Below are 15417 nucleotides of genomic sequence, written 5' to 3' on the forward strand. Positions count from 1 at the left end.
GCCACTTGCCAGGCCTGAGGCCAGACCCGGCAGCTTGCGGATGTGCACTTGGGATTGATGCGTTGTCTGTTGTGATTTAGATCAGCTTGGTGCGTTCCATTTGGCCGGAGAACCAGGTGTTGAACTTTGACGGCTTCGGCATGATCAGGCCGATGACGAGCATCACGGCGGCATAAATCAGGACGATGCCCATCTGAATCCAGAAATCGCCCTGGTAGATGCCTGCGATGGCGGCGCGGGCGGCCTGTATCGAGTGCGTTGCGGGCAGGAACGGGTTGATGATCTGTACGAACTTGGGCAGCACCTGCAACGGATAAGTGCCGGAAGACCCGGAAATCTGCATCACCAAAACGATGACCGTCAATGCCTTGCCGATGGTGCCGAAGCAGGCCACCAACGTATAAATGACGAACGCATAAACCAGGCCGGAAACCCAGCCGGCGAGCATGAACAGCATCGGATGAACCGCGTGAACCCGCAGGAACAGCAGGGTTCCAGCGCAGGAGAAAGTGCTTTGCAGCAGCGAAATGAAGGCGAAGATGCCGAAACGGCCGAGGAAAAGCTGATAGGGCTTGGGTTCGTCAAAAAGACGTCCGGCATCGTCGATCGGGACGGATTCGTTATCCGGCAGGGCAGATTGTTCGGCCGCGGTCTCGCCGGTAGCTATATGTTGTGTGTCGTTGTTGTCAGCATCATCGACGGGAACCGATTTGCTATCTGGCGAGATGATTTTAGCGGCGCTGTTGGCATCGGGATGAGCATTAGCGTTGGCTTTGAAGAAATCCGTACGTTGTGTGGCGGTACCGTCGATACCAGTGGTGGCAATCGGGGAATCGAAAACCGGAGTATCCTCGTAGTCCGAAGCGGCGGCCGTTCTTGCCGAAGTGCTTGCCGTAGCGCTGTCATTGCCGGTTCGGGCAGATGAGCCCGCGACAATGTCCGAGATCGGAGCTGTGCTTGCGCTGTTGATTGCAGTGATGTCGCCAGTTGCTTTGGCTTGGTTTGTGGATTTGCGGTTCCGCTGCCGTCGGCGTTTGCGGATCCAGCTCCAACCGGCTCCCGAGCCAATTTCACCCAGCTTGCGTCGCGTTTCACGTGAAACGTTGGTTTTGATAGTCAGCGCAATCAAAAGCGAACCGACCCAGAGCGGGATGAACGTGTAGAACGGGGTCAGTGACGTGCCGAAATTCTCGACAGGGAAGACCGCGTTGCGTTTGAGCGCGACGGGTGCGGCCAGGGTGGCGGCGAGCTTGTCGGGGTCGCCCGAAAGTAGCTTCTTGACTTTGGCCATGTCACCGCTGTTCAGCGCCTCGGTAAGTTGCTGGCTGAATGTGGTCAGTTTGCCGCTGGCATCGGAAAGGGTGGTCGAGGTGTCGCTCAACGTCGCCCGCGCCTGCTTGAGCTTGCTGCTGGCCTGATTGGCGGTGGCATTGAGCGCCGTCACACTGTTGTTGAGGTCGGTTCCACCAGAGCCGAGAGCCCCGGAAACCGAGGAAAGCGACGAAGTGATGCTGGCGATTTGCGGCTTCAACGTCTTCGAAAGATTGGTGTTGAGCCCGTCGATGGCCGTTTTGGATTGGTTGGCGAGGCCCACGATTTGCTCGTGCTGCCCTGCTGCATCGCCGGTCTTCGCGTCGAGGTCGTTGGCCGAAGTGTTCAGTGCGGTTTGCAGGGCCTTCTGTTGGGTGATGATGTTGTCGAGGATGGTAAGCGTGTCGGAGGGAACGCCGGAAATCGATGCAAGTGAATCCCGGATTTTCTGATATTGCGCTGCCTGATCGCCGATGAGTCCTGCCTGCTTGCGGATCGTCGCCGAGACGTCGGCGGAGGATTTGCCGGCGCTGTCGAAGGCGTTGCCGATGTCGGCGGCAATGGCGCCGTTGCCTGCGCTGCTGGCGTTCAATGCCTGCGAAAGTGCGGAAGTTGCGGTATCGAGTGCGCCGGAAACGTTCTTGACGCTGCCACCGGCCTTGTTGAGCTGTTTTAGCGATTTGCCGGCATCGTTCGAGGCGTTGTTGAGCAGGGTCGAGGAGCTGGAAAGTAGGGTTTCGGACACATCGATGAGGCTGGCGTAGGCGTCCACGTTGGTCGCGGAATCGTTGAGCTGGCTGGCCAGATCGTTGATATTGCCGTTGAATGTGGTCAGGCGCTCGCGGGCGTCGGAGGAATCGAGCTGTTTGGAAAGCCCGTTGGCCACACTCAGCGCCGTGCTGGTGATGGTGCGCGCGAACATCTCGTTGACCTCTTTGGAAATCTGATCGGCACCCTGGCCGGTGACCTTCGGCGCGACGGCGTTCTTCTTCTCATTGGTGTAATACTCAAGTGTGGCGTGCTTGGCGTCGGAGGAGAAGAAGGTCATCATATTGCGGCTGAAATCCTTGGGAATGATGACCGCCGCGTAGTAGGTTCCGGCCTTGGTGCCTTCGATGGCCTTGTCTTTGGTCGTAAAAGTCCAGTCAAGCTGGCTGTTGGCGCGCAGCTGGCCGATGACCTGGTCGCCGAGTTTCATTTTCACCGGCATGAGGTCGCTGGAATAGCCCTCGTCAACGCTCGCCACGGCGAATTTGAGGTTTTTGGTGTTGTCGAAGGGGTCCCAGCTTGCGGTGACGTTGAACCAGGTGAACAGCGCGGGAATGACGACCAGGCCGATCAGAATGATGATCGAGATGATATTGCTGGTGATGCGCCGAATGTCGCCGGTGAAAAGTTTCCGCATCGTTCTCATTGCTTCTCGCCCCCTTCCGCGTCATTCGTCGGACGGGGATTTTTGGGTTTCCCCTTCCTGCGCGGCCGTTGACGTTCGTATAGCAACGTGCGCACGGCGTCATCCTCGAGATTGCCGAGGCGCACCTGCCTGGCGAGACTGTCGCGGATGGACTCGACGACGACCAGGAAGATAATGATGGCAAGGAACCAGATGACCCACGCGGCCAGCGCGATGACCTTGGTGCCGGTGGTCAGCGAGAACGTGATGGCCATGGCTGCCGGGACGGCAATGCCGACAGCCAGCGCGCCATGCATGAGCTTGGGGTAAAGCAAGGCGAATTTCCGAGCGCGTTCCTCGATGCCGGCACGGTATTCCTCTTTGTCGGCCAACATGCTGAGGGCCTGTGAAATCCGGTATTCATGGGACTTGTGCAACGCAGGCTCGCTGGTAATGATGTCACTGGCCTTGAGCTGTCGGTCGACCAAACGCTGCAGATTGCCCATGTGCGGCTTGACCACGAGCCCCAGAATGAAGAACAGAATGGCGAAGACCATCAGGCGACCCATGTTGACGAACCAATCCGCGTGGTAGAAGCCGGCGATGGTCTCGCGCAGCGCGTTGATGGAGTAGGTAAACGGAAGGTAGGGGTACATGTCACGGAAGAATTTCGGCATCATTTCGATGGGATACATGCCCGACGATCCGGGAATCTGAATGATGACCAGGGCCACACACAGCGCTTTGCCGACGTGCAGGAAGGTGGCGGAAAGCGCATAGGTGATGCTGACGTAGACCATCGAAGCAAGCATTGCGGTAATGATGAAAATCGGCACATTGTGACATTGCACGCCGATGACAAGCTCGCCCAGCACGGTGACGATGGCCTGCAGTGAGGCGATGAGCGCGAAAAGAATCCAACGTCCCCAGTAGCGCTGGGCGGGTGTCGGCTCGCTTTCCAGCTCGTCGTCGTCCACTTCCAGCTTCATCAGCACGACCAGCATGAACGCACCGACCCACAGCGTCAGATTCGTGAACAGCGGTGCCATCCCGGAACCGTAGGTGCTCACCGGGTAGACCACTTTCGTGTCGAGGACGGTGGGCGAGAGCATGAAATCAGCGATTTTTGCCGCATCAAGCTTGCCGTCACCGCCCACAGACTTTGCCAGTATTCCCGAGCTGCCAAGCGCCGAGGAACTGGAAAGCGCGGAAATATCTGTGGTCAGCGTCGACAGATGGCCTTGCAGGCTCGCCAGACCTTTGTCGGTGCCAGCAAGGGCTTTGGCGGCGGTGGCGGCGGCCTGGTCAAGCTGGTTCAGGACGAGTGTGGATTGGGTGATCAGCGAGCCTTGCGAAGCGAGGTTGGCCGAAGACGTCGCGGCGACGCTCGAAAGGCCGTTCAGACCGTTGTTAAGCTGTGGCAACGCGCCTGTTGTAATGGTTTTCCGAGCGTTCGCAGCGTTTCCCAAAGCCGATTGCGTGGACGTGTTGATGCCGTTGGCCGCCGAAACGGTGCTGGAAACCGTCGAACCGAGGTTCTTGCTGGAATTGAGGTCGTTCAGGGCAGAAATCGAGTCGCCGAGACGCTGGTTCTGCGTTTTGAGATCGGCGATGGCGCTTGAGCTGCCTGGCACGCCTGCTGCTTCGAGACGGCTGATAAGGCTGGCGGTATCGGTGTTGATTTGCTGGGCCGTGGAAAGTGCGGAACCCACGTCCCCGTTGGCTTTAGTGAGTCCTGCCGCGACCGAATTGATGGCGACGTTCGACTGCGAACTGGCCTGTGAAAGCAGGTTCGAGCTCTGGTCAAGCGTGACGCCGGCATTGTTGCTGAAATCGTTGAGGCTGTTTTGGGTGTCCGTGATTGCGGCAGCGGCGTCCTTGAGCTGCTTGGAGGCTTGTGTGCCCGCTTTTTGCGTTTTGTCGAGCGTTCCGCGGGCCGCTTTGGTCTTGTTGGGAACGCCATTCAATGTAGCTGTCAAATCGGCGATGTTGCTGCGAATGTCGGCGACGGATCGTTGCGCTTTGTCAAGGTCGGCTAGGGTATCGGCCGTAGCGGTGTCGGCTTTGGTGTTGATGTCGGAATCGGTTTTGTTGACAACGCCGGAAACGACCTTGCTCACCGTGGAAACGAAAGTCTCGTTGACCTGGCTGTCGACCGTCGATGCGCCGGTATCGGTTATCCGGCTTGCCAGTGCGTTGGCCTTTTCGTTGACGTAATATTCCAGCGTCGGGCGTGTGCTGTGTCCCTCGATCACGCCGGCGACGCGGTCGCTGAAATCTTCCGGGATGACAATGGAGGCGTAACTGGCCCCGGATTCCACGCGTTGCATAGCCTCGGACCGGTCGGCGAATTTCCAGCCCAGCTGGTTGTTGCTTTTGAGCTGGCGTACGATTTGCACGCCCATGTTCATTTTGCCGATGGCCTTGGAATCGGTGCCGCGGTCGTTGTTGACCACGATTACTTCGATACCGTTGGTATTGCCGTATGGGTTCCAGAAACCCGCGATATTGAACCACGCGTAAAGCGGTGGGATAAAGACAAGTCCGAACAGGACGACCCAAGCCGCCGGCACGCGCAGCAGGCGCACGATGTCGCGTCGCACGATGGCCAAAACGTTGCTCATAGCGGGCTCCTTTAGGCTCGTGTTGTCGGTTGGAATCAAAACGTCCGACTAACCTGCCGGTTCCTTGCTTGTATTCACTATTATCCCTGATGTATCACCATATTTGATGCCCTGAATCTTTTGTTCAAAGCGAATATATCTGGTGGTTTGGGGTGGTGGAATTATTGTGCGGGCAGGATTATTCGCTTGCCAGCGCGATGTCAAGCAGCTGCCGGACGGCGGTGCTCAGATTGGTGATGTGATTTTTCTTCATATAGGTCTCGAGCGCGTTCTTGCGTGCGCTGTCAAGCCGGACGCGAATCACGCTGTCGGCACGCGTTTCCCCTACGGCGAGCGGCCGTCCCGGGTGACGGTGATCGGCTTTGATGTTGCTGATATGGCGACTGATATTCGCTCTTGCGGTCAACAGAGGATGGCCTGGGTAGCGCATTTTGCAGTGGTTCAGCTGCTCTTCGGTGTAGCCGCGTTCCGCCTCCTCCACATCTGCGCGGAGCATCGCTGCTTCTTCGGGTGGAAAATCGTCGAAATCGAGTACTCCGTCTTTCATTTTCTGCCACCTTTCGCTAAATAGAGTATGTACTTCTTGCGCATCGGCATTGCGTGGATGATGGCTTTACCGGGTGGCAAGTCATCGACTATCACCTCCAGCGGTCTGCCGACGGTATCGAATCCAAGATAAAGCTCTTTCAAAGGTTCTTCGCGTAAGGGCGTAATGAAACGAGGGTGCCGAACCGCGTAGCACATGTCCTCTTCGCTGACCCCATGCTTGAAAGCGGATTTTAATGGAAACAATTTAATATTGTACCACATAAATCCATCGGGTGGTTGTGGCTCATTTTCATCGCTTTCGGGAATCATCTCACTCCTCTCTTCTGACGTGTTCCAGAACCGTTCTTCTTTGTTTGGCGCTGGTGTGGTCCAGCAAATCAAGAGACGGCCGTTCGCACAAATTAAAAAGAGACAAATGTGCATAAGGGGATAAATGGCTGCTTTGCCTTGGAAATTGTGGAAAACTTGGTGGATTGATTATCGACTCATTTTAAAAGAATATGAAAACGGCGGAAACAGAACCGCTGGTCCCATTCCCGCCGCATTGTGCGCGATTATTTTATTGAGATGCTTTGTTTACATTGTTTCTTGGCGGATTAAAGAGCGGCGCAAGGTTATGGCCAATCCGATAAGTGTAAGAGTGACTGTAACGATGACGAGGCTGACGGCGGATGAGCCGGTGCTCGCAAGACCATTTTGCGGTTGTGCGTCACTTGTTTGCTGCTGATCGGACGCCGCGGTTATGTCTTCTGGGCTTTGCGTGAGGGTTGCGGGCGCAGTAGTGTGTTCCGGCTTGGTCAGCGACGAGTGACCAGACGCTTCAGGCAGTGCGGGGCCGACGACTATCGGTTCGGTTTCCTCATCCTCTGGCTCGATTTCTCCTTCGCCTTCTTCGGTTTCGCCTTCGTCGGTTTCACCTTCTTCCACCTCGACTTCGCCTTCATCAGTGTCGGTTCCGCCTTCGTTGCCATCCGCCTCGCTTTCGCCGGAACCCGCTTCGCCCTCGCTGGTGTCGGTGCCGCCTTCGTCAGGTTCTGATCCAGTCTCGCCGGTCTCGTCCTCGTCCGGTTCGGTCCCGTCTTCGGGGCTGCTTCGCTGCCAGACCGCGTGCATCGTCGTGTCGTTGTCGGTGTCGTCGTCATTATCCAAAGTGAACACGGAACCGGTCTGATAGTGAGGTTCTACGGCATCTTCGTCATGCGCCCAACCGGCCAAAATATGGTCTTTCTTGGTCATCTCTCCCTGACCGGGCATTTCGAATTCGGCGGGATCTCCTGGCCAAGCGTCGCGCGTCATCGTCGCCGGAGCCGCACCTTGAGCTCCATTGGCATTGAAACCCAGCGAAACCTCCGGTCTGCCGTACCAAGTTGTGCTGGGTGAATCCTGCCCGAAACCAAGGGCAGGGTCGCCTGTCCAATTACCGTCCTGACTCTTCCAGCTGCTGGAAGGTGCGTTGGCTGCGCTTCCGAACGACGCATTGGCCCCGACGTTAACGAAACGCAGGTTGGTGCAGCCTTCCAGCATATTGTCTATTCTGTCGTCGCCGCTGATTTTGGCGGTATCGAAGCCGGAAAGGTCGAGCCTTTTGAGCGCAGAGTCGCCTTGGAACATGGAAGCCATGGTGATCACGTTGCCGGTAGAGAACGATGGCCCCATATTGATCGATGTCACGCTTTTCATTCCCCCGAACATGTGGTTCATGTTGGTGACTTCAGAGGTGTCGAATTTGTCCCCTAAGTCAAGGTTTTTGAGCGTGGAATTCGATGCAAACATATAGCTCATATCGGTCACCTTGCTGGTGTCGAATTTATCGTCCAAAGTGATGCTGCCGAGCGACGGGTTCTTATAAAACATGTTTCGCATGTTGGTTGCGTCGCTGGTATCGAGGCCGGTCAGGTCGATGCTGGTCAGATACGGCATGTCATAAAACATCTGAGAGGAGTCGGTATGCGCCTTGACGGGCGAATCCACCGTCACCTGTCTGATCGAGTACCTCACGGAATACCACGGTCGGGTGTTGGGCAAGGTGCCGATACGCCCCTCGTATCTGGTTCCAAGATGCAGTTGCGAGCAGTCCGAACTCAACTGCCAGTAGGCGTCGGTGCCAAACGAGCGTTTGCTGGCATCGCAGTAAGCTTGAGCGGCTGATGTCTGCTCGATGCTTTCGGATGGATGAGGCTCCCCGGCCATCGCGGTTTGCGGCACTATGGCAAGGGCGAGAGCGGCCAAAGAAGCGGCCGCAGTGGCTATTATATTTCGTGTCTTCATTGATTTTTCCTGATTATTCGTTAGTCGGACAGTCAGTTGTTTCTATATTGTTGTCTAATTTTGGATTTTGTTTTTCTGCTTTTTGTTTATTTGCGTAGTTTGCGATCCGAAAGATCGTGTGTTTAGTTATGCGCGATGACGTCACGCCATCTTTGGTGTGATATATGAAATATCCCCGATTCCAACGTATCGGTTTTATGGGACAAATAATAATATATTGATTAATTTATATCGGTTCTTTTCAAATCGGATTTGAACCCGACCGTGGTGCAAGGTACCCTTGAAAGGATTGCCGGAGATGCGCTATGAAGGGGAGTGGAACGATGGGGGCTGCTCCTGATGATGAAAATTCGGAAAAACTGCTAACTGGAAAAGCTGTCAAAATAAGCAAAGTCGGCAACACTGATAAAGCAGTCCGTACGAGTAAAGCAGATAAAGCCGATAGCGTTGACAACACCAACAAGACTTTGCTCAACTCCGCGAAATCTTCAACGAATGCTTTTGACAGGGCGACGGACTCCGCCAAATCCTCGGCAAACGCACTCGGCAGGGCAGCGAGCTCTGCCGCAGGCGCAGTGGCGCATTCAGCCGCAAGAGCCGCCGAAGGCGTCAGTGACGCCTCTCGCAACCTCGCCAACCATGCGTCTGAACATCTCACTGTGATCGGCCGTATCTATGGTGTCTTGGTTCTGCTGGTGGGGCTTGTCGGCGTGCCATACGTCGGTTACGCGATTTTCGACGGCGTCCATAGATTCTTTACCGGCCGGCTTCACGCCGATCCCCTTGACCTGACGTTCCTGCTGACCTGCGCTCAGACCGTCGTTTCGTTCGCCAACGCCGCCGCACTGATCGTCTTTGGTGTGATGTTACTGCGCGATACGCGCAAGCATGCGGCGCAATGGGCGTACTTACTAATGGCGGTGACCGTGGCCCAGGGCATGCTTTCGTTGGCATTGCAAGGGCTTGGCCTTGGCGTTGGACTATCCCTCATTCAGATCGCGATTCTGGTGGCGCTCGCCATTGGGCTCGACCCGGCGTTGATCGGCGAACGTGCCGTGCAGCGCAAACTCAAGCGCATGGACGAGCACGACGAATACATCGAGGCCAAAGGCGCCGGCATGCTCGGCCGTGACCCGAGCGGCAAGGGTTACGTCGAGCTCAACGTTTTCAACGTGTTCTGGCTTTTCGTGGTCGGTTGCGTCGGCGGTCTCATTGTTGAGGAAATCTATCACCTTATATTTTTCAACGAATGGCAGGATCGTGCGGGGCTGATTTGGGGCCCGTTCTCGCCGATTTACGGCTTCGGCGTCGTGGTACTCACCATGTGCCTGAACCGGCTTTGGCACTCCAATGCCATCCTGATTTTCTTCGCCAGCGCGATTATCGGCGGTTGCTTTGAAGCGTTTGTGGCATGGTTCATGCAAATTGCGTTCGGCATCATCGCATGGAACTATTCGAACGACTGGCTGCCGCTTTTCGGTGGGAAGACCTGCGGCAAATACATGGTTTTCTGGGGGTTGGCGGGCCTGATCTGGTTGCGTGAGCTGTTGCCGCGTCTGCTGAAATTCATCAACCTAATTCCGTGGAAGTGGCGGTATGCGCTCACTGCGGTCATGCTGGTATTCATGCTTGTCGATATCGCCGTGACGCTGATGGCGTTTGATTGCTGGTATGGCCGCATCGCCGGCCTGCCGCAGACATCCCCGGTCGCCCAGTTCTTCGGCGAACATTTCGATAACACCGTGATGCAGCATCGTTTCCAGACGATGAGCATCAACCCGAAGTGGTCCGGTCGCGCGTAAGCCCGTTTGGTTTTCAGGCTCATTGACTTTTCATGGTATAAACAGAAAGTTCATCAAATTAATGACTTTTCAATTTATACTATGAAAAGTCCGTCATTTTTATAACTTTTCTAAGTATACTATGAAAAGTTTGATTATCTGATATGCTTTTCATGGTATAAGTGGGAAAGTTGGTGGCGTAATGGCAAAGAATAAACGTATCAACGACGGCGATGGCTTGGTCTCTGGAGCTGGAACGCTGGGTGAGGCGACCGCCGGCGGAATCGGACAGTTCGATGACGCGACATTAGAACTGAAACCGCGCCCGGATTATCTGGCCACTCTGGCGAAGTTCCTGGACAACGGTGCCATCAAGGTCATCTCTGGCATGCGCCGTTGCGGGAAATCGAGCCTGCTCATCATGCTTGCTAGGTATTTGCGCGAAAAGGGTGTGCCGCAAAGCAACATCGTGATGGCGAATTTCGAGTCCTCCGAGTTCTTCGACGTGACGGATTACCGCAGCTTGACCGCGTGGCTGCACAAGCGGATGAAGGACCCCGGCCATTACTATGTGCTGCTTGACGAGGTGCAACTGGTCGACCACTGGGAGCGTGCCATCAACGCCTTGCGCGTGGACGCCGACGCGGACGTCTACCTGACCGGTTCGAACGCCTATCTACTTTCCTCACAACTGGCTACGCTGCTTTCCGGGCGCTACGAGGAAATCAACGTCTACCCGCTTTCGTTCAAGGAATTCATGCGCTATGCTGGGCTTTCCGACAGCCGGCTTGGGCTGGAACGATACTTGCGCTTCGGGGGACTGCCGCCTGTTGTGGATCAGGGAGATGACCGGCAGCTAGCCGAAACGATGCTTTCGGGAATCTATAACACCGTGGTCGTGAAGGACGTCGTACAACACGTTCAGATCAGAAATATGGCGATTTTCGGCGATGTCGCGCGTTTCTTGGCCGACACCACCGGCTCCAGCGTGGCTGTCACGAACATCGAGCACCGGCTGGCCAGTGCCCACCGCAAAACGGCTGGGGGTACGATAGAACGCTACGTGCAGGGATTGGTGGATGCATTTCTCTTCTCGCGGGCGCGACGTTACGACCTGAAGGGCGGAACTTGGCTGCAGGGCGGGGAGAAATACTATCCCGCCGATTCTGGTATTCGCGACATGCTTTTGGATTTTCCTACGGGAGATCTGGGTTTCGCGCTTGAGAATGCGGTCTATAACGAATTGCGGGTCAGGGGATTCGACGTTCGTATCGGCAAACTCGGGGCCATTGAGGTGGATTTCATCGCAACCAAAGGCGAGACGAAACTCGCGCTTCAGGTTACGGCGACCATGTTGGAGGACAAAACTCGTCAGCGGGAATTGGCTCCGCTACGTCAGCTCATGCCCCAGGCCGTCAACGAAGGGCTACGACGTATGGTGTTGACGTATGACACAGTTGGGCTTGGGGTTGTCGACGGCATCAAGATTGTCAATGCCGTCGATTGGTTGCTGGAGTGATTGGTTGCTGGAGTGAAGTTGGCTGCGCGGGGTCAGAAATCCCAGTCATCGTCGCTGGTTTCCTCTGCTTTGTTTGTGGCGGTGGCGCCCGTTGAAGTTGCGGCTGAAGAAGATGATGTTCCGGTGGCGGCGCTCGTGGAATTGGTGGATGCGAAATTGAGTCCGGAGCCGCCGAACACGCTGGCGGGTTTAAGCGCGGATGCTAATGATTCCATATCATTCAGTTCGTCGGTCACGGCCGGGTTCGGCTGGCTGATTTCGGCGGGCAACAGGGCAGGGTAGCCCAGGTAAGAGAGGGCTTTGTTGGCGTTGTAGCTCAGGAATTTTTCGATGTCGTCATCGAGACCGAGGTCGGCGTAAGGCAGTGTATAGCTGTAATCCTCTTCGGCGAAATAGAGGTTGTTGGCCAGGTTGTAGACATACTGGCGCATGGTTTCCCGAGTATTGTTGTCGAGTTGGTCGAGGCCTCGTTGGTAAACGGAGCCAAGGTATGAGCTGGAGGTTACGATATCGCGGTTGACCAGGCGGATGATATCGGCGGATTTTGCCATCGTTCCGCGGCTGGAGAGACATATCGGCAGGTAGAAGCCGGACTCTACTGTCAACGCTTCCGCAAGCACAGCCGCCGCAAGTCGCTTGAGTACGCCAAGGTCGGGGATGCCGTTCGTAGCGGAAGCGGAGGCCGAAGGATTCGGTGTGGCAATCTCCGTTGGTGAGGAGACACTCGTTGAATCGGCAGGCATATTTGTGCTCTGGTTTGAGCCGGCTGCTGCTCGGTCAGTTCCAAGGGAATCCACGTTATTGGGAGCTGTCGTATACGCGTCATTGAGCAGCCGCAGTTTTTCCTGTATCGATTCGTTCTGTTGCACCCAAGCGAATGCGGATCACAGAGAATCATTTCCGTAGGCGGCATTGGGATTGTCCGCTTTGTTCGCGTTGCTGTCCAATGCCGCAATGAGCGCTGAATAAGCTTTTGTGTGTATCGATTCGTCAAAAGCGATGGCAGTCAAAACCGCTTGCCTTGTGCCTGCATTATCTCGACCGGCGTCTGCACTCAAGGCGCTCGTCGCGCTGCTCGCTTGCAGCGATTCCACAGCGGACAACTCGGCAAAGATATGGCTCAGTGCAGTCTGCTCGGCGTCGCTGAGTCCGCGGATATCGTCCGTGTCGTCAACGAGCGAAACCTGCTCCGGCGTCCACAGATTCGCGGTCATGGTGTTAAAGGCGTCACGGTCAGCATCGGCGTTCGTGCCACCAAGATTCCAGTCCATCGCGGTAAAAGTCATGAAAATCCTCATCAATACTTGAGAATATGTAAAAGTCGATATCGTTTACAGGATACCGGTTCCCATTCCCGTATACGCTTTTGGAAAGAATCTAAAGTTACCAGTCGTTCCGTTTTAAATTGGCGTTGGCATATCTGCTATGTCGGCATCCCAAGGCGGCAATATACGTTTTGATTTTGGACCGGCAAGTTTGTGCCCTATTTCTGAAGCCGTGGCCTTGAGCAGTGTGATGAGCTTTGTCGACAGCGGAATGGTGCCCGTCTTGACGACAATACTTATCGCCGCCACAACGTTCATTCTCCGATCGAAAATCGGGACTGCTATCGAATTGACGGGGATGTCTGGCGGATCGAAGAAAGCTATACGGTCATGCCGTATTTTGTCGAGTTCATCGTGAACTTTTTCCGGAGTAGGGCGTTTGATGTCGTAAGAAGGCCATACGAAATCATTGCTGTCCAGAACCGAGGATTCCAATGTGGGAGGACCAAAAGCCAGCAGGACCCTTCCGACCGCTGTAGGTACCAAGGGCAGCACGTCGCCTACGTGGTAATAAACGGGAAGGCGTTGCCGTCCGTCTCGCCTGTCGATGATGAGTGCGCCGTTGCCTTGTAAAACCGCAAGCTGAATATGCAGACCGGTGACATGTTCGAGATTGTCGAGGCAGGGTGAGGCGGTTTCCTGGATGTATAGCATCGGATGGGCGGTCTGGGCGAGGTTGATCAGATGCGTTCCGATGGTATAGCTGCCATTCCGCCATCGCTCCACGGCCCCGTGCTGGACAAGTCCGGAAAGCAAACGGCTGGTGGTGCTTATCGGCAGGCCACTGCGGGCTGCGATTTGTGTGAGGTTCAGCTGTGGATTATCGGATGTAAAGCAATCGAGAATGAGGAATATTCGGTCTATCATCCCTTTTTGAGATGAGTCAGAATGAGAATTTGTCTTCTTTGGCTCTGGCTGATAGACTTCCATACCTATATTGTAAATGAGGCATTTCGGGGATATGTTTCTATTTCCACTGGGTGGAAATCGGTTCTCGAGAATGCCGAACCGGGGGATATAAAGACAATAACATCAATTTGTTAGACGATTGAACCAATCGTTTACGCGTATTGCCGTGGACGGCCGAACAATCACGGCTGATTGGAAAGCAGTCCATCGAACATAGCGTGAGAGCTAGAGGGAGTGATGTCATATGAAGGGAATGGTTAACTTCACTGTCCAATCACGGGCAGAGGATTTCCCGCATTATTGGGAAACCTGCGTTGGCAGCTGCCATGCGTATACGGCATTGCGTGAGGATTGGAGAGCGCAGGTCCGCAAGGCGCACGACGAACTTGGCTTCAAATATGTGCGGTTCCATGGTCTGTTTGATGACGATATGAGCGTCTGTTATGAAAATGTGGATTTCGACGGCAATTCGCAAGGTATTGTTTACAATTTCGTCAACGTCGACAACATCGTTGACTTCCTTTTAAGCATCGGTATGAAGCCGTTCTTTGAGCTTGGTTTTATGCCCAGCTGCTTGGCTTCCGGTGATAGGACTTTCGGGGCTTACCGCGGCAATGTCACTTTGCCCAAAGACGAGAGTCTCTGGGCGGAATTGATTGAGCGATTCGCGCTCCATCTGCTCGATCGTTACGGCGAGGCGGAGGTGGAGTCATGGTTCTTTGAAGTCTGGAATGAGCCGAATCTCGCCCTCTTCTTTGCCGGAAGCAAACAAGATTATTTCCATCTTTATGAAATAACGGCCCGTGCATTGAAACGCGTTGATGACAAGCTGCGCGTCGGCGGGCCGGCGACGTCGTTCAATTCGTGGATTCCCGACATGGTGGATTTTTGCGAGACCAATGAAGTGCCGTTGGATTTCATCTCTACCCATCACTATCCCGCCGATGACCCGTTGTGGAAGGGTGGCGTCGATATCTCGGAGTTCTTCAAAAACGGGGGCTCTGAGGCGAGCGATTACCATCGCGGGGTCCTCCGCGACATGGCGTTGAGGGCGCGGCAAGAGGCCAAGAACTATCCTTTGTACTACACTGAATGGAATTCGTCTGTAATGCACGATGACCCGTATGCCGCAGCTTTTGTCGCTAAGACCTTGGTCGATAACAGCGGTTTGGTCGAAGGTTATTCCTATTGGTGCGTCTCTGATATTTTCGAAGAGTTTTCCCAGACCCCGGGCGTCTTCCATGACGGTTTTGGCCTGCAAACGTACCAGGGCATCGAAAAGCCGGCCTATCGGATTTTCGAGATATTTCATCAGCTTGGCACGCAGCGTATCGAAGTGACAAGCTCCCAGCCGGATTCCACAGTCGAGCTTCTGGCGGTCCGTGACGGCGACGACTTACAGCTTGTGGCCTACAATCACAATATTCCCGGCAAAACCATCGACACGCAGACCATCTCGGTCCAGCTGCCGGCTTGCATTGGGGCCGATAATACGGCAGGCTGCCTTGAGCGTATCGATGACGACCATGCCAACGCCAAAAAACAGTGGAAGGCAATGGGTAAGCCCGAATATCCGGATAGCCGTCAGGTCAAGGAACTCCGTGCTGCTTCCGAATTGCAAAATGAGCAGGTGACTGTCTCCTCGGGCAAACTTACGTTCGATATGCCACCGCAATCCTGTGCTTTTGTCGTTATCGACAACTGCTTCAAGAGCCGACGCTGATTGTTTTTGCCGATT

At 55.0% G+C, this 15417-nt stretch carries 9 protein-coding genes and 1 pseudogene; 3 read left to right on the plus strand and 7 right to left on the minus strand.

Annotated elements, in window-relative coordinates; genetic code table 11:
• Positions 1-76: 76 nt before the first annotated feature.
• From OZX67_RS00700 to OZX67_RS00720, 5 genes are all read right to left on the minus strand, one after another.
• Positions 77-2716 (minus strand): YhgE/Pip domain-containing protein, encoded by a 2640-nt coding sequence (locus OZX67_RS00700; RefSeq protein ID WP_277143209.1) that lies wholly within the window; start codon positions 2714-2716, stop codon positions 77-79.
• Positions 2717-2721: 5 nt separating this feature from the next.
• A complete protein-coding gene (locus OZX67_RS00705) occupies positions 2722-5328 on the minus strand; it encodes a YhgE/Pip domain-containing protein (protein WP_277143211.1) in 2607 nt (868 codons plus the stop codon).
• A gap of 178 nt (positions 5329-5506) precedes the next feature.
• The gene (locus OZX67_RS00710; protein ID WP_277143213.1) at positions 5507-5875 is read right to left on the minus strand and encodes a hypothetical protein; all 369 of its coding nucleotides are present in this window, start codon (positions 5873-5875) and stop codon (positions 5507-5509) included.
• A complete protein-coding gene (locus OZX67_RS00715) occupies positions 5872-6186 on the minus strand; it encodes a toxin (RefSeq protein WP_277143214.1) in 315 nt (104 codons plus the stop codon). Before OZX67_RS00715 ends, OZX67_RS00710 begins: the two co-directional genes overlap by 4 nt.
• A gap of 267 nt (positions 6187-6453) precedes the next feature.
• Positions 6454-8145, minus strand: coding sequence for a BspA family leucine-rich repeat surface protein (locus OZX67_RS00720; protein WP_277143217.1), 1692 nt, complete (start codon positions 8143-8145; stop codon positions 6454-6456).
• Positions 8146-8450: 305 nt separating this feature from the next.
• Between OZX67_RS00720 and OZX67_RS00725 the strand changes: the two genes are divergently transcribed.
• Entirely contained in the window at positions 8451-9947 is a 1497-nt protein-coding gene (locus OZX67_RS00725; RefSeq protein ID WP_277143219.1) for a putative ABC transporter permease, read from the plus strand.
• 181 nt (positions 9948-10128) lie between these two features.
• Entirely contained in the window at positions 10129-11445 is a 1317-nt protein-coding gene (locus OZX67_RS00730; RefSeq protein WP_277143221.1) for an ATP-binding protein, read from the plus strand.
• 32 nt (positions 11446-11477) lie between these two features.
• Here OZX67_RS00730 and OZX67_RS00735 read toward each other — a convergent pair.
• Positions 11478-12743 (minus strand): annotated as a pseudogene (locus OZX67_RS00735) (ribonucleotide-diphosphate reductase subunit beta).
• A 102-nt stretch (positions 12744-12845) separates the two neighbouring features.
• Entirely contained in the window at positions 12846-13637 is a 792-nt protein-coding gene (locus OZX67_RS00740; RefSeq protein ID WP_277143223.1) for an IclR family transcriptional regulator, read from the minus strand.
• Between the two features lie 286 nt (positions 13638-13923).
• On the opposite strand from OZX67_RS00740, the gene OZX67_RS00745 reads away from it, so the two are divergent.
• A complete protein-coding gene (locus tag OZX67_RS00745; protein ID WP_277143225.1) occupies positions 13924-15402 on the plus strand; it encodes a hypothetical protein in 1479 nt (492 codons plus the stop codon).
• The last annotated feature ends 15 nt before the right edge of the window (positions 15403-15417 follow it).

Origin of the sequence: Bifidobacterium sp. ESL0728 (assembly GCF_029392015.1) — a bacterium.
GTDB lineage: Bacteria > Actinomycetota > Actinomycetes > Actinomycetales > Bifidobacteriaceae > Bifidobacterium.